Annotated in this window: 24 protein-coding genes, 1 tRNA gene and 1 pseudogene; 16 read left to right on the forward strand and 10 right to left on the reverse strand. The window is 55.9% G+C overall.

Features of this window, described 5'->3' with window-relative positions; all coding sequences use genetic code 11:
- Positions 1 to 26 precede the first annotated feature (26 nt).
- Genes lsrA through lsrG form a run of 6 tightly spaced genes read left to right on the forward strand, consistent with a single transcriptional unit; the run spans position 27 to position 5712 of the window.
- The gene (lsrA, locus tag ACOT1A_RS12680) at positions 27 to 1514 is read left to right on the forward strand and encodes an autoinducer 2 ABC transporter ATP-binding protein LsrA (RefSeq protein ID WP_163347196.1); all 1488 of its coding nucleotides are present in this window, start codon (positions 27 to 29) and stop codon (positions 1512 to 1514) included.
- Positions 1511 to 2542: an autoinducer 2 ABC transporter permease LsrC gene (gene lsrC, locus ACOT1A_RS12685; RefSeq protein ID WP_155025579.1), complete on the forward strand. Its 1032-nt coding sequence runs from the start codon at positions 1511 to 1513 to the stop codon at positions 2540 to 2542. Before lsrA ends, lsrC begins: the two co-directional genes overlap by 4 nt.
- Complete coding sequence (gene lsrD, locus ACOT1A_RS12690; RefSeq protein WP_058646848.1) at positions 2543 to 3520, forward strand: autoinducer 2 ABC transporter permease LsrD; 978 nt, start codon at positions 2543 to 2545, stop codon at positions 3518 to 3520.
- Position 3521: 1 nt separating this feature from the next.
- Complete coding sequence (gene lsrB / locus ACOT1A_RS12695) at positions 3522 to 4523, forward strand: autoinducer 2 ABC transporter substrate-binding protein LsrB (RefSeq protein WP_276170034.1); 1002 nt, start codon at positions 3522 to 3524, stop codon at positions 4521 to 4523.
- An 11-nt stretch (positions 4524 to 4534) separates the two neighbouring features.
- Positions 4535 to 5422, forward strand: coding sequence for a 3-hydroxy-5-phosphonooxypentane-2,4-dione thiolase (lsrF, locus tag ACOT1A_RS12700; protein ID WP_022649459.1), 888 nt, complete (start codon positions 4535 to 4537; stop codon positions 5420 to 5422).
- The gene (lsrG, locus tag ACOT1A_RS12705) at positions 5419 to 5712 is read left to right on the forward strand and encodes a (4S)-4-hydroxy-5-phosphonooxypentane-2,3-dione isomerase (RefSeq protein WP_022649458.1); all 294 of its coding nucleotides are present in this window, start codon (positions 5419 to 5421) and stop codon (positions 5710 to 5712) included. The genes lsrF and lsrG overlap by 4 nt, the downstream gene beginning before the upstream one ends.
- Positions 5713 to 5905: 193 nt before the next feature.
- Here lsrG and ygjG read toward each other — a convergent pair whose 3' ends face one another.
- Entirely contained in the window at positions 5906 to 7285 is a 1380-nt protein-coding gene (ygjG, locus tag ACOT1A_RS12710) for a putrescine aminotransferase (RefSeq protein ID WP_063163516.1), read from the reverse strand.
- Between the two features lie 422 nt (positions 7286 to 7707).
- On the opposite strand from ygjG, the gene ACOT1A_RS12715 reads away from it, so the two are divergent.
- Entirely contained in the window at positions 7708 to 9228 is a 1521-nt protein-coding gene (locus tag ACOT1A_RS12715; RefSeq protein ID WP_045335753.1) for a methyl-accepting chemotaxis protein, read from the forward strand.
- A gap of 239 nt (positions 9229 to 9467) precedes the next feature.
- Positions 9468 to 11027, forward strand: a complete 1560-nt coding sequence (locus ACOT1A_RS12720) for a methyl-accepting chemotaxis protein (protein ID WP_276170035.1) — start codon at positions 9468 to 9470, stop codon at positions 11025 to 11027.
- Here the strand turns inward: ACOT1A_RS12720 and ACOT1A_RS12725 are convergent.
- Positions 11024 to 11518 carry a PadR family transcriptional regulator gene (locus ACOT1A_RS12725; protein WP_017382401.1) on the reverse strand — a complete coding sequence of 165 codons (495 nt, stop codon included), beginning with the start codon at positions 11516 to 11518 and terminating at the stop codon, positions 11024 to 11026. The genes ACOT1A_RS12720 and ACOT1A_RS12725 overlap by 4 nt on opposite strands.
- A 145-nt stretch (positions 11519 to 11663) precedes the next feature.
- Between ACOT1A_RS12725 and ACOT1A_RS12730 the strand changes: the two genes are divergently transcribed.
- The gene (locus ACOT1A_RS12730) at positions 11664 to 12428 is read left to right on the forward strand and encodes a siderophore-interacting protein (RefSeq protein ID WP_032626343.1); all 765 of its coding nucleotides are present in this window, start codon (positions 11664 to 11666) and stop codon (positions 12426 to 12428) included.
- Here the strand turns inward: ACOT1A_RS12730 and ACOT1A_RS12735 are convergent, their stop codons facing one another.
- Both ACOT1A_RS12735 and ACOT1A_RS12740 read right to left on the reverse strand, forming a co-directional pair.
- Entirely contained in the window at positions 12429 to 13598 is a 1170-nt protein-coding gene (locus ACOT1A_RS12735) for a DNA repair protein (protein ID WP_046620830.1), read from the reverse strand. It abuts the gene before it with no gap.
- A gap of 456 nt (positions 13599 to 14054) precedes the next feature.
- Positions 14055 to 14546 carry an Hcp family type VI secretion system effector gene (locus ACOT1A_RS12740; protein ID WP_045327447.1) on the reverse strand — a complete coding sequence of 164 codons (492 nt, stop codon included), beginning with the start codon at positions 14544 to 14546 and terminating at the stop codon, positions 14055 to 14057.
- A 206-nt stretch (positions 14547 to 14752) separates the two neighbouring features.
- Here ACOT1A_RS12740 and ACOT1A_RS12745 point away from each other — a divergent pair, with 206 nt between their 5' ends.
- The 5 genes and pseudogenes from ACOT1A_RS12745 to ACOT1A_RS12765 all read left to right on the forward strand — a co-directional run bounded on the left by ACOT1A_RS12745 (position 14753) and on the right by ACOT1A_RS12765 (position 16957).
- On the forward strand, positions 14753 to 15106 hold the full coding sequence (locus ACOT1A_RS12745) for a polymorphic toxin type 44 domain-containing protein (RefSeq protein ID WP_276170036.1): 354 nt from the start codon (positions 14753 to 14755) through the stop codon (positions 15104 to 15106).
- Positions 15107 to 15121: 15 nt separating this feature from the next.
- Complete coding sequence (locus ACOT1A_RS12750) at positions 15122 to 15586, forward strand: hypothetical protein (RefSeq protein WP_017692646.1); 465 nt, start codon at positions 15122 to 15124, stop codon at positions 15584 to 15586.
- Positions 15587 to 15663: 77 nt separating this feature from the next.
- Complete coding sequence (locus ACOT1A_RS12755; protein ID WP_276170037.1) at positions 15664 to 16062, forward strand: hypothetical protein; 399 nt, start codon at positions 15664 to 15666, stop codon at positions 16060 to 16062.
- An 8-nt stretch (positions 16063 to 16070) separates the two neighbouring features.
- Positions 16071 to 16166: pseudogene (lysC, locus tag ACOT1A_RS12760) on the forward strand (Rz1-like lysis system protein LysC); the annotation flags it as partial.
- Between the two features lie 71 nt (positions 16167 to 16237).
- Positions 16238 to 16957, forward strand: coding sequence for a hypothetical protein (locus ACOT1A_RS12765; protein WP_368958419.1), 720 nt, complete (start codon positions 16238 to 16240; stop codon positions 16955 to 16957).
- A gap of 574 nt (positions 16958 to 17531) precedes the next feature.
- On the opposite strand, the gene ACOT1A_RS12770 is transcribed toward ACOT1A_RS12765, so the two are convergent.
- Both ACOT1A_RS12770 and ACOT1A_RS12775 read right to left on the reverse strand, forming a co-directional pair.
- The gene (locus ACOT1A_RS12770; protein WP_023307017.1) at positions 17532 to 18104 is read right to left on the reverse strand and encodes a serine acetyltransferase; all 573 of its coding nucleotides are present in this window, start codon (positions 18102 to 18104) and stop codon (positions 17532 to 17534) included.
- 228 nt (positions 18105 to 18332) lie between these two features.
- Positions 18333 to 18408, reverse strand: a tRNA-Ile gene (locus tag ACOT1A_RS12775).
- 124 nt (positions 18409 to 18532) lie between these two features.
- On the opposite strand from ACOT1A_RS12775, the gene mug reads away from it, so the two are divergent.
- Complete coding sequence (mug, locus tag ACOT1A_RS12780; RefSeq protein ID WP_023298636.1) at positions 18533 to 19039, forward strand: G/U mismatch-specific DNA glycosylase; 507 nt, start codon at positions 18533 to 18535, stop codon at positions 19037 to 19039.
- A 102-nt stretch (positions 19040 to 19141) separates the two neighbouring features.
- Here the strand turns inward: mug and rpoD are convergent, their stop codons facing one another.
- From rpoD to rpsU, 3 genes are all read right to left on the reverse strand, one after another.
- Positions 19142 to 20986: an RNA polymerase sigma factor RpoD gene (gene rpoD / locus ACOT1A_RS12785; protein WP_006812010.1), complete on the reverse strand. Its 1845-nt coding sequence runs from the start codon at positions 20984 to 20986 to the stop codon at positions 19142 to 19144.
- 186 nt (positions 20987 to 21172) lie between these two features.
- The gene (dnaG, locus tag ACOT1A_RS12790) at positions 21173 to 22918 is read right to left on the reverse strand and encodes a DNA primase (protein ID WP_003862574.1); all 1746 of its coding nucleotides are present in this window, start codon (positions 22916 to 22918) and stop codon (positions 21173 to 21175) included.
- Positions 22919 to 23033: 115 nt separating this feature from the next.
- Positions 23034 to 23249: a 30S ribosomal protein S21 gene (rpsU, locus tag ACOT1A_RS12795; RefSeq protein ID WP_001144069.1), complete on the reverse strand. Its 216-nt coding sequence runs from the start codon at positions 23247 to 23249 to the stop codon at positions 23034 to 23036.
- 236 nt (positions 23250 to 23485) lie between these two features.
- Between rpsU and tsaD the strand changes: the two genes are divergently transcribed.
- The gene (tsaD, locus tag ACOT1A_RS12800) at positions 23486 to 24499 is read left to right on the forward strand and encodes a tRNA (adenosine(37)-N6)-threonylcarbamoyltransferase complex transferase subunit TsaD (RefSeq protein ID WP_022649449.1); all 1014 of its coding nucleotides are present in this window, start codon (positions 23486 to 23488) and stop codon (positions 24497 to 24499) included.
- 87 nt (positions 24500 to 24586) lie between these two features.
- Here the strand turns inward: tsaD and ureG are convergent, their stop codons facing one another.
- Positions 24587 to 25204, reverse strand: coding sequence for an urease accessory protein UreG (gene ureG / locus ACOT1A_RS12805; RefSeq protein WP_023298635.1), 618 nt, complete (start codon positions 25202 to 25204; stop codon positions 24587 to 24589).

Raw genomic sequence — 25204 nt, forward strand, 5'->3', positions numbered from 1 at the left:
ATCATTTGTTCAATAGCGGAGCGATGATGACACCACTTCTCGAGGCACGTGACATCTGCAAACAGTTCTCTGGCGTGCCTGTGTTAAAAGGCATTGATTTCACGCTGCTTGCTGGGCAGGTGCATGCGCTGATGGGCGGTAACGGCGCGGGAAAATCGACGTTGATGAAAATCATCGCCGGGGTTGAAACGCCGGATCGCGGTGAGCTTTCGGTTGCGGGCGAGTCTTTTGCACGGCTTACCCCGTCGCAGGCGCACCGGTTAGGCATTTATCTGGTGCCACAGGAGCCGCTGCTTTTCCCCAACCTGACGGTGCGGGAAAACATCCTGTTTCGTCTGCCGCGCGAACGAGATCGGGAAAAGCGGCTGGCGGAGAAACTCCAGCAGTTGCAATGTCAGCTTAATCTCGATGCCGCTGCCAGCACTCTGGAAGTCGCGGATCAGCAGATGGTGGAGATCCTGCGCGGGCTGATGCGCAATGCCAGAATTCTGATCCTCGACGAACCCACGGCATCGCTCACGCCGGGCGAAACCGAACGCCTGTTTCGCCAGATCCGCGCGCTGCAGGATCTCGGCGTTGGCATTGTTTTTATCTCGCACAAGCTGCCGGAAATTCGCATGCTTTCGAGCCACGTCTCGGTGATGCGCGACGGCGCGGTGGTGCTGAGCGGCGAAACCGCGCAGTTTGACGATAACGCCCTGATCGCCGCCATGACGCCGGTCAGCCGGGAAAAGTCGCTAAGCGATACGCAAAAGCTGTGGCTGGCGCTGCCGGGCAACCGCCGAACCCAGGCGCAGGATTTCCCGGTGCTGCGGGTGGAGGATCTCACCGGGGAAGGGTTTATCGATCTCAGCCTTGAGATTTATGCCGGGGAGATTGTCGGTCTGGCCGGGCTGGTGGGGTCCGGGCGTACCGAGTTTGCCGAAACGCTTTACGGCCTGCGTCCGGTACGCGGCGGGCGGGTGTGGCTGGAGAACCAGGAGATCACCGCCGATCCGGTCAGTTCCCGTCTGAAAAAAGGGCTGGTTTATCTGCCGGAAGACAGGCAGGTGTCCGGCCTGTTTCTCGACGCGCCTGTCCGCTGGAACACGGTGGCGCTGAACGAGCCGTCGCTCTGGCAGCAGCGAAAGCGGGAGTCTGCGGTAGTGGAGCGTTACCACCGGGCGCTGGGGATCAAGCTCAACCATGCGGATCAAACCGTGCGCACGCTCTCCGGTGGTAATCAGCAGAAGGTGCTGCTGGCGCGCTGTCTTGAGGCCAATCCGCTGCTGCTGATCGTCGATGAACCGACGCGCGGCGTGGACGTATCGGCGCGCGCCGATATCTACCAGCTGCTGAAAAGCGTGGCGGCGCAGAACGTGGCAGTGCTGATGATCTCAAGCGATCTCGATGAGTTTCCCGGCCTCGCGGATCGGGTGCTGGTAATGCATCAGGGCGTGATCAGCGGCGAGCTGCCGCGCCACGCCGTCAGTCTCGACCGGATGATGGCGCTGGCGTTTGGAGGGCAATCATGAAGATCTTACTGAAAAACCGCGAGCTGAGCGCGTTTCTCGCCATTCTGGCCCTGTTCGCCGTGCTGGTGGCGCTGAACCCGTCCTACCTGAGCTTACAGACCCTGGGGATGATCTTCGCCAGTTCGCAGATCCTGATTTTGCTGGCCATCGGCGCGGCGCTGGTGATGCTGACCCGCAATATCGACGTCTCCGTCGGCTCCACCGTCGGGCTGTCCGCCATTGCCGTCGGCGTGGCGCTCAACAGCGGCTACAGTCTGCCCGTTTCCATTCTCTTCGCGCTGTCGATTGGCGCGCTGGCGGGGGCGTTCAACGGTTTTCTGGTGGTGGGGCTGCGCATTCCAGCGATTGTCGCCACCCTCGGCACGCTGGGGCTGTACCGCGGAGCGATGCTGCTCTGGACCGGCGGGAAGTGGATTGAAGGGCTGCCGCCGGGGCTGAAATCCCTCTCTGAGCCTGCCGCCGTCGGCATTTCTCCGCTCGGCATTGTGGTGTTGATAATCGTGGTTACAGGCGCGTGGACATTGTCGCGCACCGCCTTTGGCCGTGATTTCTACGCCGTGGGGGATAACCTCGCCGCCGCGCGTCAGCTGGGCGTGGCGGTGAACCGCACCCGCATGATCGCCTTTACCCTCAACGGCATACTCGCGGCCTGCGCCGGGATCGTCTTTGCCGCGCAGATTGGCTTTGTGCCCAACCAGACCGGCAGCGGGCTGGAGATGAAGGCCATCGCCGCCTGCGTGCTCGGCGGCATCTCGCTGCTGGGCGGCACCGGCACGCTGATCGGCGCCTTCCTCGGCGCGTTCTTCCTCACCCAAATAGACACCGTGCTGGTGCTGTTCAGGCTGCCGGCCTGGTGGAATGACTTTATCGCCGGGCTGGTGCTGCTGGGCGTGCTGGTGCTCGACGGGCGGCTGCGTCAGGCGCTCTCACGGCATCAGCGGGCGCTGAAATACAGCCGTTTCCAGCCGGGTAACAGAGGGGGAAAGCACGTCACCCCGCTTCCCAAACGCAACAAAGAGGTGGCGTAAATGAGGCTTAACTGGGAAAGCGCGCTGCTGATTTTACTGGTGCTGGAGATCCTGCTCTTCGGCGCCATCAACCCGCGCATGCTCGACATCAATATGCTGCTGTTCAGCACCAGCGACTTTATCTGCATTGGTATCGTGGCGCTACCGCTCACGCTGGTGATTATCAGCGGCGGGATCGACATCTCCCTCGGCTCAACCATCGGCCTGTGCGCTATCGCGCTGGGGGTGATGATGCAGGCAGGGTGGCCGATGGCGGTCGCCATCCCGCTGACGCTGCTGCTCGGCCTGCTGTGCGGACTGTTGAATGCGGCGCTGATCCACTACACCGGCATCAGCCCTTTAGTGATCACCCTCGGCACGCTTTACCTCTACGGCGGCGGGGCGCTGCTGCTCTCCGGCATAGCGGGTGCGACGGGCTACGAGGGGATCGGCGGCTTCCCGGACAGCTTCACGGCGTTCGCTAACCTGACGGTGTTGGGCCTGCCGATCCCGCTGGTGCTGTTCGCGGTGATTACCGCTTTCTTCTGGCTGATTACCCATCGCGGGCGCTTTGGTCGGCATCTGTTTTTAATTGGCCAGAATCCGCGCGCGGCGCGCTATGCGGCGCTGTCGGTGAACGGTATGCCGTATGCGCTGTACGGCCTGGTGGGCGTGGCCTCGGCGATTGCCGCGCTGGTGATGGTCTCCTATTTCGGCTCCGCGCGTTCGGATCTGGGGCGCGATTTACTGATGCCTGCGCTCACCGCCGCCGTGCTCGGCGGAGCGAATATCTACGGCGGCTCAGGTTCGGTTGTCGGTACGGCGCTGGCTGCGCTGCTGGTGGGGTACCTGCAACAGGGTTTACAGATGGTTGGTATCCCCAACCAGGTGTCGAGCGCGCTGTCAGGGGCGCTGCTGGTTGTGGTGGTGATGGGGCGTTCGCTGAGTCTGCACCGTGAATGGGTGCGTTCTCTCTTCAGAAAACTATCCGGAGCGTAAGATGAAAACAAAACTGCTCGTACTGGCAATGGCCCTCAGCTTCGCTTCGGCGCAGGCGGCGGACCGCATTGCCTTTATCCCAAAACTGGTGGGTGTGGGATTCTTCACCAGCGGCGGCAACGGCGCGAAAGAGGCGGGGAAAGAACTTGGCGTGGACGTGACTTACGACGGCCCGACCGAGCCGAGCGTCTCCGGCCAGGTGCAGTTGATCAATAACTTCGTCAACCAGGGCTATAACGCCATCATCGTCTCTGCCGTGTCGCCGGACGGTCTCTGCCCGGCGCTGAAGCGCGCGATGCAGCGCGGCGTGAAGGTCCTGACCTGGGATTCCGACACCAAACCGGAGTGCCGCAGCATTTACATCAACCAGGGCACGCCGGAACAGCTGGGCGGCCTGCTGGTGGAGATGGCAGGCAAGCAGGTCACCAAACCGAACGCGAAAGTGGCGTTCTTCTACTCCAGCCCCACCGTCACCGACCAGAACCAGTGGGTGAAAGAGGCGAAGGCCAAAATCGAGAAAGACCATCCCCAGTGGCAGGTCGTCACCACGCAGTTTGGCTATAACGACGCCACTAAATCCCTGCAAACCGCCGAGGGGATCTTAAAAGCCTATCCGGATCTGGATGCGATCATCGCCCCGGACGCCAACGCCCTGCCGGCGGCGGCACAGGCGGCGGAAAACCTGAAGCGGGAAGGGGTGGCGATTGTCGGCTTCAGCACGCCAAACGTGATGCGTCCATACGTTGAGCGCGGCACGGTGAAAGCCTTCGGCCTGTGGGACGTGGTGCAGCAGGGCAAAATTGCGGTCAATGTCGCCGATCGTTTGCTGAAAAAGGGCGATCTTAACCCTGGCGACAGCGTGGAGGTGAAAGATATCGGGACGCTGAAGGTCGAGCCGAACAGCGTGCAGGGCTACCAGTATGAGGCGAAGGGCAACGGCATCGTGCTGCTGCCGGAGCGGGTGGTGTTCACCAAAGAGAACATCAACAAATACGGTTTCTGACGGGGGAGCAAATGGCTGATTTAGACGACATCAAAGACGGCAAGGATTTTGGCATCGGTACGCCGCAGCAGAATGTGCCGTACACCCTGAAGGGCTGCGGTTCGCTCGACTGGGGCATGCAGTCGAGGCTTTCGCGCATTTTCAACCCGCAGAGCAACCGCACGGTGATGCTGGCCTTTGACCACGGTTACTTTCAGGGACCGACCACCGGCCTTGAGCGTATCGATCTCTCCATCGCGCCGCTGTTTGGCGAAACCGACGTGCTGATGTGTACCCGCGGCATCCTCAGGAGCCAGGTACCTGCCGCGACGAACAAACCGGTGGTGCTGCGCGCCTCCGGCGGTAACTCGATTCTGGGCGAGCTGTCTAACGAGTGCGTGGCGGTGGCGATGGAAGACGCGCTGCGCCTGAACGTCTGCGCGGTGGCGGCGCAGGTCTATATCGGAAGCCCGTTTGAACATCAGTCGATCAACAACATCATCAAGCTGGTGGATGCGGGGGCGCGTTACGGCATGCCGACGCTGGCGGTGACGGGCGTGGGTAAAGAGATGGCGCGCGACGCGCGCTATTTCTCGCTCGCCAGCCGCATCGCTGCCGAAATGGGGGCCCAGTTCGTCAAAACCTACTACGTGGACGAGGGCTTTGAAAAAGTGACCGCCAGCTGTCCGGTGCCGATTGTTATCGCGGGCGGCAAAAAGCTGCCGGAGCATGAGGCGCTTGAGATGTGCTGGCGGGCGATTGACCAGGGCGCGTCCGGCGTGGATATGGGGCGCAACATCTTCCAGTCCAGCGCGCCGCTCGCCATGCTGAAGGCGGTGAAGAAAGTGGTTCACGAGAACATGAGCGCCCGTGAGGCGTTCCAGTTCTGGCAGGAAGAGAAACAGGGAGAAGCAAAATGAACGTGACGCTGGTGGAAATCAACATCAAACCCGAGCGGGTGGATGAGTTTCTGGAGGTATTTCGCGCCAACCACGAGGGGGCGATCCAGGAGCCGGGAAACCTGCGCTTTGACGTCTTGCAGGACCCGAGGGTGAAAACCCGGTTCTTTATCTATGAGGCCTATAAAGACGAAGAGGCGGTGTTGGCGCATAAGCAAACGCCACACTATCTGGCGTGCGTGGACAAGCTTGAAGAGTTGATGTCAGAGCCGCGCAAAAAACGCTGCTTTGTGGGGTTGTTGCCGGAGTAGCGTTTTGCCCGGTGGCGCTAACGCTTACCGGGCCTACGGGGGCGAGAGGGGGCGGTGTTTGCCCGGTGGCGCTGCACTTACCGGGCCTACGGGGGCGAGAGGAGGCGGTGTTTGCCCGGTGGCGCTAACGCTTACCGGGCCGACATCTGCAGTATGTTGTAGGCCGGGTAAGCGTAGCGCCACCCGGCGTTTTTTACGCCTCTTCCACGCTCACCCGCAGCGCCGCCAGCGCTTTGCGCGCCGCCTTCAGCACCTGCTCACACTGCTCAATGGTGAGCGTCAACGGTGGCTCAATGCGGATGGTTTTCGAGTTGTTGAGCGTTCCCGCCACCAGTACCCGCTGGCGGAACATCTCGCTTGCGAAGCTATAACCGGTTTCGTTATCAACGAACTCAATCGCCATCAGCATCCCTTTCCCGCGCGCATCCTGTACCAAATCCGGGTATTCCCGGCCCAGCTGACGGAAGCCGTCCAGCAGCATGTCGCCTTTCTGCTCCGCCTGCGCAGGCAGGTTTTGCTCCAGCAGCACGTTGATGGTGGCCAGCGCTGCCGCACAGGCCAGCGGGTTACCGCCAAAGGTGGTGGTATGTAAGAACGGGTTGTCGAATAGCACCGAGAAGACCTCCTCAGTGGCGACCGTTGCGCCAATCGGCATCACGCCGCCGCCGAGCGCTTTCGCCAGGCATAAAATGTCTGGCTGAACGTTCTCATGCTCGCAGGCGAACATCCTGCCGGTGCGCCCCATCCCGGTCTGCACTTCGTCGAAGATCAGCAGCGCGCCAAACTCATCGCACAGTTGACGCACGGCGGGCAGATAGCCCTGCGGCGGGAGGATCACGCCTCCTTCGCCCTGAATCGGCTCCAGGATCACCGCCGCCACGTCGTCGCCGGTTTTACGGCATTCACTCAGCATGGTGCGCATGGCGTTGATGTCGCCGAACGGTACGTGGCGGAAGCCCGGCAGCAGCGGCATAAACGGTTTGCGGAAGGTGGATTTGGCGGTCGCCGACAGTGCGCCCAGGGATTTCCCGTGGAACGCGCCGCTGGTGGCGATAAAGGTGAATTTCCCGTGCGGCGACTGGTACGCTTTGGCGAGTTTAATCGCCGCTTCGACCGATTCGGTGCCGCTGTTGCTGAAGAAGCTGTATTTCAGCTTACCGGGCGTTAAGGCTGCCAGCGTTTTCGCGAGCATGGCGCGAAGCGGATCGAGCAGTTCCTGGCTATGGAGAGGTTGTTTCGCAAGTTGATTCTGTACGGCGGAAACCACAACTGGATTACGGTGCCCCACGTTGAAAATACCAAAACCACCCAGGCAATCGATAAACTCCTGTCCCTGGGTGTCGACAAGCGTATTCAGACTCCCCGCTTGCCACTCTACGGCTCCGTAATCCCCGCCGGCGGTAACAGATTTGCGATACTCCAGAAAACCAGGATTCACATGCTCTTTAAAGTAATCAATGACCTCACGGTTAAGTTGTTTCATCTCCTCATGATCAAGCGTTCGCTTTTCAATGAGATTCAGTGCGTGCGCGGTACAGGCAAGAGCCGAGGCGCTGGAAGGTAACCTGTTCAAAATATGCTCCCGGGGATCGCGTATCACATGATACTGAGTTAAGTATTGCAGGGATTACGCCACCTCAGATGCCTTAACAAAAATCGGGATAAACGCCAGGTTAAATCAAAGTTGCACAATATTTAATCATGCCATCGCGCGCCGCACGGGATAAGGGATAACGAGCCGGGGATTGGGTTTCGTCAATTGCACTGCTCCAGGGCAGGAAATGCGCCTTAAGTGTGCGCCGGAGGATCATGCTTTGTAGGTAGTTTCGTGTCGAAAGTATTTTAAATCAATTAATTAGAAAAGCGTACGAAAAGTGCGGTTTAACCGAGATTTGCGATCTCAATCATATTTAACAACTAAAGATAAATTTTTTATCGCCGAAAAAACATAAGCCACAAAATTAACATTCAAATAACCTGCAAGGGATGCTCACTATGTCCTCTCCTGACTATGTCACCCAGAATGAATATCCGCTGGACGATGACACCACGCTTATGTCGACCACCGACCTCCACAGCTACATGACCCACACTAACGACACCTTTGTGCAAGTGAGTGGCTTTACGCTTCAGGAGTTGCTCGGGCAGCCGCACAACATTGTGCGCCACCCCGATATGCCGAAAGCGGCTTTTGCCGACATGTGGTACACGCTGCAAAAGGGCGAGCCCTGGAGCGGGATTGTCAAAAACCGACGTAAAAATGGCGATCACTATTGGGTACGCGCCAATGCGGTACCAATGGTGCGTAACGGTCAGATGACGGGCTATATGTCCATTCGTACCCGCGCCACCGAGGACGAGGTCGCCGCGGTGGAGCCGCTTTATAAGGCGCTCAATGAAGGACGTAGCAAAAAACGCATTCATAAAGGGCTGGTGGTGCGCAAAGGCTGGCTCGGCAAATTACCGGCGATGCCGCTGCGCTGGCGAGTGCGTAGCGTAATGGCGGTACTTTTTGCGGTGATGGCCGCAACGCTGGTTGCCAGTGCCGCAGGCTGGGCTTCGCTGGTGGCGGCAGCCGTGGTGATGCTGCTTGGCACCCTGGTGTTTGAGCAACAGATTGTCCGCCCGGTGGAAAACGTCGCACGGCAGGCGCTCAGGGTCGCTACCGGCGAGCGTAACAGCGTGCAGCATCTTAACCGCAGCGATGAACTGGGGCTGACGCTGCGGGCCGTCGGACAACTGGGGCTGATGTGCCGCTGGCTGATCAACGACGTCTCCAGCCAGGTGGTGAGCGTGCGCGACGGCAGCGACAGGCTGGCGCAGGGCAATGAAGATCTCAACGACCGCACGCGCCAGACCGTGGCTAACGTGCAGCAGACTGTGGCAACAATGAACCAGATGGCGGCGTCGGTGCAGAGTAACTCTGAGACCGCAGCCGAAGTCGACAAGCTGTCGATGGCTGCCAGCAGCGCGGCCACGCAGGGCGGCACCGTGATGCAGACCGTGGTGAAAACCATGGATGACATTGCCGACAGTACCCAGCGCATTGGCTCTATTACCTCGCTTATCAATGACATCGCCTTCCAGACCAATATTCTGGCGCTGAACGCCGCGGTTGAGGCGGCACGCGCGGGCGAACAGGGGAAAGGCTTTGCGGTGGTGGCGGGCGAAGTGCGTCATCTTGCCAGCCGCAGCGCGAACGCGGCTAACGATATTCGCAAGCTGATCGACGCCAGCGCCAGCAAAGTGCAGTCGGGCGCCGATCAGGTCCACGCCGCGGGACGTACCATGGATGATATTGTCGAGCAGGTGAAAAACGTCACGCAGCTTATCGCGCAGATCAGCCACTCCACCTCCGAGCAGGCGACAGGCCTGACAGAGCTGACCCGTGCCGTGGCAGAACTGGACAGCATTACGCAGAAAAATGCTGACCTGGTCGAAGAGAGCGCGCAGATTTCCGCGATGGTTAAGCACCGGGCCGGACGTCTTGAAGATGCGGTTACCGTGCTGCATTAAGAAATGCATGCTTCGATAAAGCCGTTTATTCCTCCGGGGTAAACGGCTTTTTTGTTTTTCAGAATAAGTTATGTTGTTAATGAAATATTAAGTAACTAAAAAAAGAACCCGATTTTTAATTGCTACGCCCCGGATTTCTTGAAAGTGATAAATAAAAAAACGATCAAAGTCATAAAGTTAGCGAGTTTCCTACCGATAACAGCGATCGTCTGAGAAATAATCACATCGATGGGGTAAATATGTTCATACATGACGTAAAGATCGGCACGAAATTATTTCTGGCGTTTGGATTATTTATTGTCCTGATGGTCGTCAGCGCAAGCTTGTCTCTGATGAGCCTGAATCGGGCAAACAATGGAATGCAAACCATTCTTACCAGCGACTATCCAACTACGGTAAAAGCGAACCAGTTAATCGACAACTTCCAGGAATTTATCAGCACGCAGCAGCTCATGCTGCTGGACGAACAGGGAACGTACACGACGCAATCAGAACAGCGTCTGAAGGCGATAAGCGAGCGCATCACCGCAATCCTGAGCGAGCTGGACAACGCTCTCAAGGATAAAAAATCCCAACAGGTGCTGGCGGACATCCACGGCGTACGCCAGCAATATCTTGACTCGCGCTACCGCATTTTGCAGGCCATGCAGAATAACGACCGTGCGGGCGCGATAAACGAGATGATGACCAACACCCTGGACCTGCAACAGTCTTATAAAGCGAAAGTGCAGGCGCTGATTGCGATCCAGGATCATGAAATGCAGAGTGCGGGCGAGCAGGTGGAAGGCGATTTCCGCACTAATCGTCTGCTGCTGATCCTGATTACGCTTTTCAGCGTCGCGGCAGCCAGCCTGACTGGCTGGTTCATTGTGCGATCCATTACCCGCCCGCTGAACGACGCGGTGAATTTTGCGGAGGCCATCGCCGATGGCGATCTCACCGGCAGCATTACCTCGCACGGTAAAGATGAAACCGGACTGCTCCTCACCGCATTGATGGAGATGAAAACGCGCCTGCTGGAGATTGTGCAGCAGGTGCAAACCGGATCGGAAAACATCTCCAGCGCCGCCGCACAGATTGTCGCGGGCAACCAGGATCTGGCTGCCCGCACGGAGGAGCAGGCCAGTTCCGTTGAACAGACGGCCGCGTCGATGGAGCAGATTACCGCCACGGTGAAGAACACCGCGTCCCACACCGGAGAAGCGACGAACCTGTCTGCCGATGCGGCTGCCGTGGTCAAAAACAACGGCGAGATGATGAAGCAGGTCACCAGCAAAATGCGCCTGATTAACGAAACATCGAACAGGATGTCCGACATCATCGACCTGATCGACGCCATTGCCTTCCAGACCAACATTCTGGCGCTGAACGCGGCGGTCGAAGCGGCGCGCGCAGGTGAGCATGGTCGCGGCTTTGCGGTGGTGGCGGGTGAGGTACGCCAGCTCGCGCAGAAAAGTGCAACATCTGCGAGTGAGATCCGCCAGCTGATTGAAAGCTCCACAAGCCAGACGCAGGACGGCATGAACCTTGTGGAGAAAGCCAGCGGGCTTATCAACGGCATGGTCGGCAACGTGGAAGAGATGGACGTCATCCTGCGTGAAATTCGCCAGGCCAGCCATGAACAGACGGAAGGTATCTCGCAGATCAACAGCGCGATTGGCCTGATAGACGCCACCACCCAGCAGAACTCCGCGCTGGTGGAGGAGTCCGTTGCGGCGGCGGCATCCCTTAACGAACAGGCGATACATCTGAAAGAGCTGGTCCGCGTGTTCCGCGTGAGCGACGGCGTGCTGGCTTAATCCAGCTGGGAGATCTCCAGTGCCGCGCGGTCAATCACGCCGATAATCTGTTTTAACTGCGCGTCGCTGAGCTCTCCCTGATTAACCTTCAGATCCAGAACCGCTTTGAAGTTATCCAGCGCCCGCTTCATCTGTGGGTTTTTGCGCAGCTGGAACCCGACGGAGCGCGCCTTGATACGCGTCTGGATCTGCTCCAGCTGTTCCCGATTGTCATCCAGCCATTGCTGCCCGGCGGCGTTAATTGCAATCCGCTTACGGCCGTTCTCTTCTTCGGTAATGGTGATCAGCGCCTGATCCTGCAAGTAATCCAGCGTCGGGTAGATCACGCCAGGGCTTGGCGTGTAATGTCCCTGCGTCAGGTTCTCGATCTCTTTAATCAGCTCATAACCATGGCTCGCGTTACGGGTCAGGATATCCAGGATCACCAGCCGCAAATCACCATGACCAAAAAATCGTGGCCGGCGTCCGCCGCCGTCGTGTTCGTGTCGCATGTTTCTTCCTTAATTTGATATATCTAAACTATATCTAAGATATATTCAGATGCAATCTAAAAGATCTTGATTTCTGAGTTAATAGCAATCATTATCATTAAAAATTCATTCCGATATATCGTATTCACCTGAGAAGGGCATCAACATGGCATCTACCCGTTACCCTCAACGTGTCCGCAATGACCTGCGTTTTCGTGAGCTGAACGTGATGCGCACTGAGCGAGTCAGCGCAGGATTTCAGCGCATTGTACTAGGCGGCGAGGCGCTGGAGGGCTTTAGCTCTCGCGGCTTTGACGACCATACCAAAGTCTTTTTCCCGGCACCGGGCACCCCTTTCGTGCCGCCTGTGGTGACCGATGAAGGCATCGACTGGGGCGACGGGGTGCGTCCGCAGGCGCGTGACTACACCCCGCTGTACGATGACGAAAAACACGAGCTGGCGCTCGATTTTTTCGTGCATGATGGCGGCATTGCCAGCAACTGGGCGGTAGAGGCGAAGGTGGGCGACAAGCTGACCATCGGCGGTCCGCGTGGTTCGCTGGTGGTGCCGGAAGATTACGCCTGGCAGCTGTACGTGTGCGACGAGTCGGGTATGCCCGCGCTGCGCCGCCGTTTAGAAAGCATCGCAAAACTGCCTGTTCCCCCGGCGATCCACGCCATCGTCACCGTGGGCGATGCGGCGTACCAGGACTATCTGGCGCACCTGAGCGGGTTCAACATCACCTGGGTTATCGGCCACAACGAGCAGGCGGTAGCCGACCATCTTGCAGCGCTGGCCGTGCCGGAAGAGGATTACTTTATCTGGCTGACCGGAGAGGGGAAGGTGGTGAAACGCCTGAGCCGTCAGTTTGAAACCGACGCAATTGACCCACAGCTGGTACGTGCCAGTGCGTACTGGCACGCCAAATAATCAGGCTGCGGGATCCAGCTGCGCTTCGCTCACCTGATGTTCGAGCGAGGCGCATACCTCTCTCAGCGCTTTCTCCTGCTGGGCAAAGTAGGCTTCCATATTGCTGAGCGACGAGACGAGCAGCCAGGACTCTTCCTTCTCCAGCTCTGCCAGCTCGTTCACCAGGGTGTCGATTTGCTCACGCACCTGCGCCATTTTTTTGCGAATACGTTCCAGGTCGTTCAGCCTGTCGCTCGCCATCATCGGTTCAAACCCTTGTTGCAGACGGGCGACCAGCGAGCGAATGGCCTTCACGTCGCCGCGCTGTTTGGCCTGGTTGAGTTGCACCATCATCCTGTTGGCTTCCTCTTTTAAATCATCGGCAACCAGATCCGGGTGGCATAGCTTGCTCGCCTGACGCCAGAGCCGCTTCAGCTCGTTCCGATCCTCTTCAGAGAGATCCTTGCCTTTACGCAGGCGCACCTCGGCATCATGATGCTGTTCGCGATACTTTTTGTACTCTTCGTTGGCCTCATCGCGCGCCTGACGTGCTGGCTCTTCTTCACGCGTTAAACCGGTCTCCAGCTCCATCGCTTCGGCCAGCAGGTTGGCAATAAGATTACTTTGCTGCTGAAGATGCTTGCGCGCCTCTGCCGCCTGAACGGAATCCGCAGGCAGATCTCGCCAGCGCCTGGTGAGCGTTGTCAGATCCTCTACGGCCTGCGCCATATAGCCCTGGCAGCGGCGGTAATCCTCTTCCCGACGACGCGTCTCCGCCTGCTGACGACGCAGGTTAAGCTCCGCCAGCGTTTTACGCAGGGCGAGGATCTGCTGCATCAACGGCCCGAGGCGGGAGAAATAGAGATCGTTGAATTCATCAAGCTGCTGTACCCGGGCGTTACGGCGATCAATCAGATCGCGCAAGCGCTCTTCCAGAGCTTTCAGCTCCAGCTTGCTGGCCGCCAGCTGCGGGTCACGCCACGGGGTAACGGCGCGCTGGCTTTGCAGCCAGGCGGTGATAGCGCGAAGGGCTGCGGTGTAATTTTTCTGCTCAAGCGCCGCGACGATGGACAGGAGATTATCGTCAAAGGCTTCCTCTTTGAGACGTTTCAACTGGCTCCGGATGATGTCGTCATCTTCCAGCTCAATGGCATTTTTAATGATTTCTAGCCGTTTGATCGGTGTGCTCATGATGCCTTTCGCTCTGGCGCTTAAGTATTTGAGTTAAGGTTAGTTGTTGTAAAAGCTAAAGGAAATAATACACACGGATGATGATCGGCGCGATGGGGGATTTCTTTAGTTTTTAGGGTTTGTGAAAGAGTGAGAGTTATTGAATCTTCCTTCTGGAACGGGGAGCACGGGGTTAAATGTGACCTTAGAGTTCACTTTTGAATGCGTGAGCCGAGAAACTCGAAAATTTGGGGTTCTGGAGGCATGCAGCGGCAGCGGTACGCCGCAATAACTGCCAGAGAATGCTTAACAGCATTAAGCATGATTAAAATACCCCAAATGTATAAAAAGTGCGGAGAGCTGGCACCAGGTGATCGCGCGGGATGTTGCCATTGAGGGGAGGCTACGTGCTGGCAAACCGAGGGGGCGAAAGAATTGGCACTAAAAACAATACAGGGCGGATTAACCGCCCTTTTTTTACGCTGTAACCCGCTCGTTCCACGCGTCCGAGTATTGGATGTTCCCATCGCAATACTTCCAGGTGATCCGCTCATAGCGGAGCTGTATTCCCTCATTATGATTGTGTATCTGTAACGCTGGCTCTTTACAGTTATGCATGACGGGGTTAATGCTGACTACCCGGACGTTTTCAAGCAGCATATTGAAATATTCAACCTCCTGGCCCGCATCGTTGATTTTATACCACTTGATCTCTGCGCTTTTCAGCGTTTGGCCGGTGGCTACCGCTTTGTAGAGATACGGGCTGGAGCTATCAAACTCTTTTTCAATTACGAGCGGCGCATGTAAGCGCGTGCCGGTGATCTTGCCGGTGTTGTTATCGGTCGGAACTAACAAGCCGTGACTAAAAGAGAGGATCTCTATACTACCTTCTCTATTTTGAACATCCACAGATCCCTTAATCGGGTTGCCGCCATCATCCTTAAGCCATAGATAAGCAGGAATAGCCATTTTTAAAACTCCATTTCCATTGAGGGTAAACCCTCATTAATGACTAAATACGGATCGCAGGTGATACAAATTGTGTTATAGGTTCGTGTTATTTAATTTCGTTACTTATTGATGTTGCAAATAAAATTAATAAATTGATCTTCAGCAGTACGCATTACCGTTATTGCTCTTATGTTGCCCTTTTTGCCTGGCAGAAAGGAAGAACGATGGCATGTATACCGATTTATCCACCCCGCGGGCTGGAGATATTGCGCGAACACATAAGGCTCGCGCGGGCGCGTCACGAAGTCCAGAATATGGCCGCCCCGCTTACGTATACGTGGTTTTATGAGCGAGTAAGAAACGGCGGGCCGTGGGATTACAAACAACATAAACGGGCTTATGCTGACTTCGGGAATTTCCATTACGGCGCTGTGGGTTATGCAGCGTGCATCCCTGCAAAGATTTTGCTTATTGCTGCCGGCGCGGCGCAGTGGAAAGCCGGCACATCAAGACCCGAATGGGGTAATTTCACGGGGACCCGCCGTTTGGTGATGATCCGATTGACCAATTTTGGATAAAGCAAGGCATCGACTATGTTAAACAGCATCACTTTTAGGACGCTGCACTGGATCGCCACTATTCTTATGGCCCTGGCGGTCGCGGGGTACTGTTATTTCCAACATATACAGCGTTTAACTGTTAGTGATCGGCTATATCAAGTTCGCCAGCTCACGCCCCGGACCTGGTTATACATTACTGAGTATGACGGCTCGAACATGACCACCGGGGAAGTGTATCGTTATTTTTTAGCGAGTAAGATTGACGGTGATCCGCTGGTGGCTCTCGAAAAACAACATATCGCGCCCACGCTTACAGCGAATACCGCCCGCGCAAAAGTTGAAGGCATAGGCAACAATATCTCATTTACTGTTCACGGCACTGTGTACAGCTTTACAACGTCCGCATTTTTTTATGATGCTGAGGGAATAGCGGCCGCGCCGTCAATTGACTTAACGGCCCGTGGCGAGAGCTGGGACAAGGGGAAATTTAGTCGATAGATAAATATTTATTTAAAAATCCCTTGCGGTCGGGTCAATGACCCGATGAGCCGCGTGTAAGTTTTCACGGCGTACCCGTGCGATTTTTGGGAAACAGCTGCATCCACCGGGCAAAGGTCTGCCCCATATCAGCCAGGCGATTCAGCAGCGGATATCCAGCCAGACAGCGGCGGCGATACACCGATCTGGTGTTGCGCTGGTTTACCGGGTACGTGGAACGCTCGCAACCTGCTGAAAACGGCTTTCAGCGTCTGTTTGTTCCTAAACTGGTCGGCGTATTCGAACGCCTCTGGCCATGTTCCTTCCAGCCCCCCACGCTGCGCGAAGTGGCCAGCTGGCTGACAGAGCACAGCGGCCTGACCTTCAGCGTGCCGGATGCAGATTATTTAGACCGTCCGATCCCACATTTCACCCATAGCGGAACGGGGTATCAGCTACTGGATAATCTCGGAAAGACCTTCGGCATACAGCGCTGAGCTGCCTGATGTTGTGCGCAGGCTGCACACCCGCGCCGGTTGCGCCTCCGCCGGTCATTGTTTACAGCGCCTGCCCGAAAGTGAGCTATTGCCCGATGCCGGGAATCCGGATAAAGACACACCTGTTTATTCAGCTGTACCGCTACCGGTTCCTATGGCGGGTAATGATTCGGGGATGTTCCAGTTTCCGCCCGAAGGGACGCTGGTTGAGATCGCTTTCACTGGCGGACGGCCGGATAAGCCTTTTGTGCGGCATACCGTGCCGGACGGAACCAGTCTCCCGGATATCCAGCCAGGCGAGCAGCTGCAACAGCAGCGTGCGGAAGTGTCGCAGCGCGTCACCCAGGCGGGTGACTGGGTGAGGCAGACAGACCAGACGATCAGTGAAACCTCTATGGCGCGGGTGGTTAAGGCCGATACAGAACAGCGGGAGCTGGTCAGCCGCGAAACCACGGTTAAGGCCACGGATAAAATTACCGTGCTGGGCACGTCCACACTACTGGCCGGAGCCATTCAGCAGGTATGCACGGGTAATTACAGCCAGGCTGTAAATAACCGCGTGGCGAGTATCGGCGGCAATGATGAAACGGATATAGCCGGGAGCCAGACAGTCACAACGGGTAAAGACCTGATCGAGAAAATTGGCCAGATACGTAAAAGCGTGGCAGCCGTGCAACAACAGATTATTGCCCCGGTGGTATGGATTGGCTCTGGCACTATCAACGTGGCACAGCTGATGCTCGACACGCTCGACGTGGTTAAAGAGCTGGCAGAGCAAACGGCAAGCCACACGCACAGCAATACGGGAGCGCCGACCAACGCGGGAGCCATCCGGAACACCGGAACGAAAGCGGAGACGCTGAACGGCAAATATTCCCCGGTGATTGGCAAGTAAACCTGTCCAGAACATAACCCGCGAAAGCGGGTTTTTTTATGTCCTTCATCCCCAGGCGGGGATATCTCTTTTCTTACCTCTTAAGCAGCTAACGCTACGCGCTGTCAGCTGCGTTCTGGCGCGTTCAGCCTTTTCGCACACTCAGAGCCACCCTTAAAACAGATCATGCCCACACCGGGGCGCTGGCGCGTCACAGCACGGCCAAAAAAATCTTTCTCAGACCAAAATCGCACTACACCGCACCCGCCTGCGGTTTTTGGATCATAAAAATTTTTCAGTTTTATTTTTCTACAAACCAGACCGCCAGACCGCGCCAGTGCGGGCGGTCTTGCGTAAAACCAGAACTGAAAAGATTGAAAAAAATTTCAGTGTTTTTCACTTTTATGGATCTGTGGAGGATCTAATGAAATTCGTAACTATCAGATAGTTAATAACATTTTAGATTTTATGTGAAAAAAGAAGATCAAATTGTGAGAGGCGAAAAACTCAGGGAAAACCCGCACGGTGAGAGCTGGCGCGGGTTTGGTGGCAGGAAGTCACTTTTAAAAAACTGAAACGTGTAGCAGTGCCTGTTTCATGCTGCATGTAATTTGTTCGGTATGACATGCAAAGTCTTTTCGCTGTAGACGGTGGTGTTACTGGGAATGTCTTTGTTCACAAATGACATAGCGCCGATTACAACGTTGTCACCGATGCGAATCTTATCTGAGATGATACAGGAATTCGCGCCAATGCTGACATTGTTGCCAATAACAATGGATATCGGCTCTTTATGAATACTAGCACCGGTAATGCCAATCGTTGTGTTCTGTCTGATACGCAAAGAGTGGCCGATGACAGCGGAGCCGTTTATCACTATCCCGTGATGGTGGGAAATCACCAGTCCGGGTCCGATGTGTGCCCCTAACTGAATCTCAGTTCCATATTTGAAAATGAGGTTTCTGTTTATCTTCGCAGCTCGTTTTTTCAGGAAGTTACTGTCTGAATGATGCCAGTACGAAGCAATGCGCCACCAGAAGTGGAAACGGCGATTGGGGCATTTGATAGCTTTATGCAGCACCCTGAACCATGAAAATGTTTTTGAACTCATCATTACTTCCCGGCGCAAGCATTCATGCAAATGTTCTAATTGTAATTTTTTATCCATATCGTCTTATCCCTTAGCATTTGTGCGGAAATTTAAATGTAAAAGGTGTGAAAGGCAATCTTGAGTTTCCCTTTATCAGACGTATTTTTAGCCCGAATTTTTGCAAACGATGCTTGATACATGACGCAATCGGTAATGTGAGGGGACAAAAAGGGGACATCCGCAATCCCAACAACAAAAAAGCCACTCAATCGAGTGGCTTAACTGGATGATTCTAAAGCTAAAATTTGGTGGCCCCTGCTGGACTTGAACCAGCGACCAAGCGATTATGAGTCGCCTGCTCTAACCACTGAGCTAAGGGGCCGTGGCGGTGAATTATAAAGTAACTCCCCTCATCAATCCAGCCATTCACACCTGCCTGCTGTTTTTATAAACAACGCATAATCAATCCTTTATACTTATCTTAAGATGCATAGACAGGAGTAGAGATGATCAACGATATTCTGGCCCCTGGCCTGCGGGTGGTGTTCTGCGGAATCAACCCGGGCAAGTCCTCGGCGCACACCGGTTTTCACTTTGCTCATCCGGGAAATCGCTTCTGGAAGGTGATCCACCAGGCCGGTTTTACCGACAAACAGCTTAAGCCGGAAGAAGAGCAGCAGCTGCTGGATACGCGCTGTGGCATCACCATGCTGGTCGAGCGTCCAACGGTGCAGGCGAGCGAAGTAAATCTGCATGAGCTGCGTACTGGCGGGCGGGAACTGGTGAAGAAGATTGAAGACTACCAGCCCGCGGCGCTGGCGATCCTCGGCAAGCAGGCCTACGAGCAGGCGTTCAGCCAGCGCGGTGCGAAGTGGGGTAAGCAGAACATTACCATTGGCGTAACGCAGGTTTGGGTGTTGCCGAATCCGAGCGGGCTGAACAGGGCGACGCTGGACAAGCTGGTGGAGGCGTATCGGGAACTTGATGAGGCGCTGGTGGTGAGGGGGCTTTAGCTCCTCTGCGGCCTGATGCCCTCACCCTGGTCCTCTCCCACAGGGAGAGGGAATAAACAAAAAAAAAGCTCCCGATTGGGAGCTTTTTGCTGTTTACATGGGTTAGTCGTCCAGGAAGCTACGCAGCACTTCAGAGCGGCTCGGATGGCGCAGCTTACGCAGCGCCTTCGCTTCGATCTGACGGATACGTTCGCGGGTCACGTCAAACTGTTTACCCACTTCTTCCAGCGTGTGGTCGGTGTTCATATCGATACCGAAACGCATACGCAGCACTTTCGCTTCACGGGCGGTCAGGCCAGCCAGCACGTCGTGCGTAGCGGCACGCAGGCTCTCGGTGGTGGCAGAGTCCAGCGGCAGCTCGAGGGTGGTATCCTCGATGAAATCCCCCAGATGCGAATCTTCATCATCACCGATTGGTGTTTCCATGGAGATAGGCTCTTTGGCGATCTTCAGCACTTTACGGATCTTGTCTTCCGGCATCAGCATGCGCTCGGCCAGCTCTTCCGGCGTCGGCTCGCGGCCCATCTCCTGCAGCATCTGGCGGGAGATACGGTTGAGCTTGTTGATCGTCTCAATCATATGCACCGGAATACGGATGGTGCGCGCCTGGTCTGCGATAGAGCGGGTGATCGCCTGACGGATCCACCAGGTAGCATAGGTGGAGAACTTGTAACCACGACGGTATTCAAACTTATCTACCGCTTTCATCAGACCGATGTTGCCTTCCTGAATCAGATCCAGGAACTGCAGGCCACGGTTGGTGTATTTCTTGGCGATAGAGATAACCAGACGTAAGTTCGCTTCAACCATCTCTTTCTTCGCACGGCGGGCTTTTGCTTCACCGATGGACATACGACGGTTGATGTCTTTCACCTGCTCGATGGTCAGGCCGGTCTCTTCTTCAATCTGATGCAGCTTTTGCAGGCCGCGCTGTACGTCTTCTTTCACGTCGTGCAGCTTTTCAGACCACGGCTTGTTCATCGCTATAGCGGCGTTGAACCAGGTTTCGCTGGTTTCATTGCCGGTGAAGAGGGTGATGAAATTCTTCTTCGGCATTTTGCACTGTTCAACACACAGCTTCATGATGATACGTTCCTGGGTACGTACGCGATCCATCATCACGCGCATGCTGTTTACCAGGTAGTCGAACTGTTTTGGCACCAGGCGGAACTGTTTGAACACTTCAGACAGCTTCAGGATCTCTTCCTGAGCGGCGGCATGGCTGCGGCCTTTCGCTTTGATGGTGTCACGCGTCACTTCGTACTGGGTACGCAGCTCGGCAAATTTCTCACGCGCCAGCTCGGGATCGATGCTGTTGTCGTCATCGCTGCTGTCGTCGTCTTCTTCTTCATCTTCGTCTTCGTCGTCATCCATCTCTTCCTGAGACAGCTCAGAACCGACGTGAGTGGCGGTAGGCGCCATATCTTCTTCAGCATTCGGGTCGACAAAGCCGGTGATCAGATCGGACAGACGCGCTTCTTCCGCTTCAACGCGATCGTACTGCTCCAGCAGATAGGTAATCGCTTCCGGGTATTCGGCAACAGAGCACTGAACCTGGTTGATCCCGTCTTCGATGCGTTTTGCGATGTCAATTTCGCCTTCGCGGGTCAACAGTTCAACGGTACCCATTTCGCGCATGTACATGCGGACCGGGTCAGTGGTACGCCCGATTTCAGATTCCACGCTGGACAGTACCTGTGCAGCAGCTTCTTCCGCATCTTCGTCAGTGTTGTTGGAGGTTTCAGCCAGCAACAGATCATCGGCATCCGGTGCTTCTTCCATCACCTGAATGCCCATGTCATTGATCATTTGGATGATATCTTCGATCTGATCTGAATCGACGATATCTTCCGGCAGATGGTCATTGACCTCGGCATAGGTCAGATAGCCTTGCTCCTTACCGCGTTGGACAAGAAGTTTCAGCTGTGACTGCGGGTTTTGCTCCATAAGACGGTATCCACACTTAATTCGTTTGATTGGTGTCGGCGATAGGGCTGCCAACCTTTAAAGCGAGGGCGTACTTATATTTTTGCCGCTGCCTCTCAGTGCGGCTGCCGGGGGCTTCCCGATCGATATTCGGCACTTAAGCCGTTAAATACGTCATCCTTCACGTTGTCTGACAACGTAAAGGATTTATTTCTTCGCCAGTTCCTGGTTAATCATCCAGAGTTCCCGGCGCTCTTCGCTGCTTAAGCCATGGGTGCGCTCGCGAGCAATCAACTCTTCCTGGCGCAACTCAAGCATCGAATCAAACATATGGTTGAGTGAGTCGGTGAACGTTTTTTCTGCGATATCCTTATCTGCTATATCGTCCCACATCGACAGTTTTTCAAGGGTAGCGGCCTCTTTTGTGCCGCGATAATGCTCTAAAAGTTGTCCGGTGGTCAGACCTGGCTGCGACAAACAAGTGTTGACCAATTCTGAAAATAAGCCAAGTCCGGGCAATTTTTCGTGGTTCAAACCCGCCAGTGACGGCACTTGCGGAGCAAGTTCGGGGTTTTGCACCAGCAACCCTATCAGTATACGCATGGTTGTGCGTTTTAGCTGAGGCGCGGGGCGTACCGTGCCGTTTTCAGCCTGTTTAGGCATTAAACGTTCAAGCTGGCTGTCATCCAGAATGCCGAGTTTGTTGCCTAACTCCTGACGCAGATAGATGCGCAGCGTTTCGCCGGGCACCTGGCTGATTAACGGCAGCGCCAGCGTGCTGAGCTGCGCGCGCCCGTCAGGGGTACTCAAATCAACCTGCGGCATCAGGCTGTTAAACAGAAACGTGGAGAGCGGCTGTGCCTGCTCCATCCGCGCTTCAAATGCCGCTTTGCCCTCTTTACGCACCAGCGTATCCGGGTCTTCACCGTCGGGCAGGAACATAAAGCGTAGCTGACGCCCGTCGGTCATATACGGCAACGCGGTTTCCAGCGCTCGCCAGGCGGCGTCGCGTCCTGCGCGGTCACCGTCGTAACAGCAAATCACGTTGTTGGTGACGCGGAACAGCAACTGGATATGGTCCGCCGTGGTGGACGTTCCCAGCGACGCAACGGCATAGTTAATGTCGTACTGCGCCAGCGCAACAACATCCATATAGCCTTCGACGACCAGAAGACGCGGAGGTTCCGCATTATCCTGCTGTGCCTCATAAAGACCGTAAAGCTGGCGGCCCTTATGGAAAATATCGGTTTCCGGGGAGTTAAGGTATTTCGGCAGGGCATCACCCAGCACGCGACCACCAAAACCTATCACCCGGCCACGCTTGTCGCGGATCGGGAACATCACCCGTTCACGGAAGCGGTCGTAGCTTCGTCCCTGGTCGTTGGTGACCAGCATGCCTGCGTCGATGAGGGATTTACGATCTTCGCTATTGCCGCCAAAACGCTTTAACACGTTGTCCCAGCCGGGCGGGGCGTAACCAATAGCGAAACGCGCAATCACATCGTCGCTCAGTCCGCGCTTGTTCAGATACTGACGCGCAGGCTCAGCCGCAGAGTGCTTAAGAGACTGTTGGTAAAACGAATTCAGGCCATCCATCAACTGATATAGCGTTTGCCGCTGATGGCGCTCGATCTGACTTGGTCCACTGCCTGCTTCATATGGCACTTCAAGGTTATGCATCGCCGCCAGCTCTTCGACGGTTTCAACGAACTCGAGCTTATCGTAGTTCATCAAAAAATCGACGGCATTACCGTGTGCGCCACAGCCGAAGCAATGGTAGAACTGCTTTTCACCGTTTACGGTGAAAGAGGGGGTTTTTTCGTTATGGAACGGACAGCACGCATGGTAGTTCTTGCCCTGCTTTTTTAGCTTCACCCGCGCGTCGATGAGATCGACGATGTCGGTTCTGGCAAGCAGGTCATTGATGAAAACGCGTGGGATTCTTCCGGCCATATGCCCCAAAAATTTAAGCGACTTATAAACGAAAACAAGCCGCGCATTCCTTCCGGAAGCACGGCCTTACGACTACAACTCTGTCTGTCAATTGAGGGCTGTGGCCCTCAACAGATTAGTACAGACGAGTACGGCGTGCGTTTTCGCGAGCCAGTTTCTTCGCGTGACGTTTCACAGCGGAAGCTTTAGCGCGCTTACGTTCGGTCGTTGGTTTTTCATAAAACTCACGACGACGAACTTCAGCCAGAACACCTGCTTTCTCGCATGAACGTTTGAAGCGACGCAGTGCTACGTCGAACGGCTCGTTTTCACGTACTTTAATTACCGGCATGTAACTCTCACCTTTAATAAATTCGGTTTGCCGCTGGCATCAACGCCAGCTTATTTCAAAATGGTGCGGAATTTTACTGCAAATGCTGCTGCTTTGTAAAGCACCGATGCGATTTTGAAAGGGACTTTTATAAGGGGGAAGAGTATACACGAGGCTTCTTCCTGGGGCGAACAAAGTTTTACATCAACCCGCCCAGGCTCTACACTGCGCGGTATTGAAACGAGGTAAAACAAGTCATGCGTGTACTGGGTATTGAAACATCCTGCGATGAAACCGGCATCGCGATTTACGACGACGAAAAAGGGCTTCTGGCCAACCAACTGTATAGTCAGGTGAAATTGCACGCTGACTACGGCGGCGTCGTGCCTGAACTGGCCTCTCGTGACCACGTGCGTAAAACGGTTCCCCTGATTCAGGCGGCACTGAAAGAGGCCGGGTTAAGTGCAAAAGATATTGATGCCGTGGCCTATACTGCAGGACCGGGCCTGGTTGGCGCGCTGCTGGTCGGCGCAACGGTAGGGCGTTCGCTGGCCTTCGCGTGGGACGTTCCGGCCATTCCGGTTCACCATATGGAAGGACATCTTCTGGCTCCGATGCTGGAAGCCAATCCGCCAGCGTTCCCGTTTGTGGCGCTGCTGGTCTCCGGCGGTCATACGCAGCTGATTAGCGTAACGGGCATTGGCAAGTATGAGCTGCTGGGCGAATCGATCGACGACGCGGCCGGTGAAGCCTTCGACAAAACCGCCAAGCTGCTTGGCCTGGATTATCCTGGCGGCCCGATGCTGTCGAAAATGGCCGCGCAGGGAACGGAAGGGCGCTTTGTCTTCCCGCGTCCGATGACCGATCGTCCGGGGCTGGATTTTAGTTTCTCCGGTCTGAAAACCTTCGCGGCGAACACCATTCGCAATAACGACGACAGCGAGCAGACGCGTGCCGACATCGCCCGTGCGTTCGAAGATGCGGTGGTGGATACGCTGATGATCAAGTGCAAGCGTGCGCTGGATCAGACGGGCTTTAAGCGCCTGGTGATGGCCGGTGGCGTGAGCGCCAACCGTACGCTGCGCGCGAAGCTTGCCGAAATGATGCAAAAGCGTCGTGGGGAAGTGTTCTACGCGCGTCCGGAATTTTGTACCGATAACGGGGCGATGATCGCCTACGCCGGGATGGTGCGCCTGAACGCTGGCGCCACGGCTGACCTGAGCGTGTCCGTGCGTCCGCGCTGGCCGCTGGCGGAGCTGCCTGAGGCGTAAGTCTTTTGCCCGGTGGCGCTGCGCTTACCGGGTCTGCAAAAATCGTAGGCCGGGTCAGGCGAAGCCGCCACCCGGCAATAAACCGCACTACATCCGCAGCATCCCTTTCTCTTCCAGAAACGCAATAATCGTCGCCAGCCCGTCACCCGCCTTCAGGTTGGTAAAGGTCCACGGACGCTCGCCGCGCATGCGATTAGTGTCGCGCTCCATTACCTCCAGTGACGCCCCCACGTACGGCGCGAGGTCGGTTTTATTGATCACCAGAAAATCGGATTTGGTGATCCCCGGCCCGCCCTTGCGCGGGATTTTTTCCCCTTCGGCCACGTCGATCACGTAGATGGTGAGGTCCGCCAGCTCCGGGCTGAAGGTCGCGCTCAGGTTATCCCCGCCGCTTTCGACGAAGATCAGATCCAGATTGCCGAACTTCTCGCTCAAGGCTTCCACCGCTGCCAGGTTCATTGAGGCATCTTCGCGGATGGCGGTGTGCGGACAGCCGCCCGTTTCCACCCCTACGATGCGCTCTGGCTCAAGCGCACCCGCCTCGGTCAGGATGCGCTGATCCTCTTTGGTGTAGATATCGTTAGTTACCACCGCAAGATGATAGGTGTCGCGCATCGCCTTGCAGAGCGCTTCCAGCAGGGCGGTTTTGCCCGACCCTACCGGGCCGCCCACGCCAACGCGCAGGGGATGTTTGTAATCAGCCAT

The sequence above is a fragment of the Enterobacter cloacae complex sp. SYL003 genome (assembly GCF_049236925.1).
GTDB lineage: Bacteria > Pseudomonadota > Gammaproteobacteria > Enterobacterales > Enterobacteriaceae > Enterobacter > Enterobacter intestinihominis.

What these genes read in the sequence shown, in the direction of transcription:
- lsrA (WP_163347196.1), top strand. Translation starts at nt 27, where the DNA reads ATGACACCACTTCTCGAGGCACGTGACATCTGCAAACAGTTCTCTGGC.
- lsrC (WP_155025579.1), top strand. Translation starts at nt 1,511, where the DNA reads ATGAAGATCTTACTGAAAAACCGCGAGCTGAGCGCGTTTCTCGCCATT.
- lsrD (WP_058646848.1), top strand. Translation starts at nt 2,543, where the DNA reads ATGAGGCTTAACTGGGAAAGCGCGCTGCTGATTTTACTGGTGCTGGAG.
- lsrB (WP_276170034.1), top strand. Translation starts at nt 3,522, where the DNA reads ATGAAAACAAAACTGCTCGTACTGGCAATGGCCCTCAGCTTCGCTTCG.
- lsrF (WP_022649459.1), top strand. Translation starts at nt 4,535, where the DNA reads ATGGCTGATTTAGACGACATCAAAGACGGCAAGGATTTTGGCATCGGT.
- lsrG (WP_022649458.1), top strand. Translation starts at nt 5,419, where the DNA reads ATGAACGTGACGCTGGTGGAAATCAACATCAAACCCGAGCGGGTGGAT.
- ACOT1A_RS12715 (WP_045335753.1), top strand. Translation starts at nt 7,708, where the DNA reads ATGTCCTCTCCTGACTATGTCACCCAGAATGAATATCCGCTGGACGAT.
- ACOT1A_RS12720 (WP_276170035.1), top strand. Translation starts at nt 9,468, where the DNA reads ATGTTCATACATGACGTAAAGATCGGCACGAAATTATTTCTGGCGTTT.
- ACOT1A_RS12725 (WP_017382401.1), bottom strand. Translation starts at nt 11,518, where the DNA reads ATGCGACACGAACACGACGGCGGCGGACGCCGGCCACGATTTTTTGGT.
- ACOT1A_RS12730 (WP_032626343.1), top strand. Translation starts at nt 11,664, where the DNA reads ATGGCATCTACCCGTTACCCTCAACGTGTCCGCAATGACCTGCGTTTT.
- ACOT1A_RS12735 (WP_046620830.1), bottom strand. Translation starts at nt 13,598, where the DNA reads ATGAGCACACCGATCAAACGGCTAGAAATCATTAAAAATGCCATTGAG.
- ACOT1A_RS12740 (WP_045327447.1), bottom strand. Translation starts at nt 14,546, where the DNA reads ATGGCTATTCCTGCTTATCTATGGCTTAAGGATGATGGCGGCAACCCG.
- ACOT1A_RS12745 (WP_276170036.1), top strand. Translation starts at nt 14,753, where the DNA reads ATGGCATGTATACCGATTTATCCACCCCGCGGGCTGGAGATATTGCGC.
- ACOT1A_RS12750 (WP_017692646.1), top strand. Translation starts at nt 15,122, where the DNA reads ATGTTAAACAGCATCACTTTTAGGACGCTGCACTGGATCGCCACTATT.
- ACOT1A_RS12765 (WP_368958419.1), top strand. Translation starts at nt 16,238, where the DNA reads ATGTTCCAGTTTCCGCCCGAAGGGACGCTGGTTGAGATCGCTTTCACT.
- ACOT1A_RS12770 (WP_023307017.1), bottom strand. Translation starts at nt 18,104, where the DNA reads ATGGATAAAAAATTACAATTAGAACATTTGCATGAATGCTTGCGCCGG.
- mug (WP_023298636.1), top strand. Translation starts at nt 18,533, where the DNA reads ATGATCAACGATATTCTGGCCCCTGGCCTGCGGGTGGTGTTCTGCGGA.
- rpoD (WP_006812010.1), bottom strand. Translation starts at nt 20,986, where the DNA reads ATGGAGCAAAACCCGCAGTCACAGCTGAAACTTCTTGTCCAACGCGGT.
- dnaG (WP_003862574.1), bottom strand. Translation starts at nt 22,918, where the DNA reads ATGGCCGGAAGAATCCCACGCGTTTTCATCAATGACCTGCTTGCCAGA.
- rpsU (WP_001144069.1), bottom strand. Translation starts at nt 23,249, where the DNA reads ATGCCGGTAATTAAAGTACGTGAAAACGAGCCGTTCGACGTAGCACTG.
- tsaD (WP_022649449.1), top strand. Translation starts at nt 23,486, where the DNA reads ATGCGTGTACTGGGTATTGAAACATCCTGCGATGAAACCGGCATCGCG.
- ureG (WP_023298635.1), bottom strand. Translation starts at nt 25,204, where the DNA reads ATGGCTGATTACAAACATCCCCTGCGCGTTGGCGTGGGCGGCCCGGTA.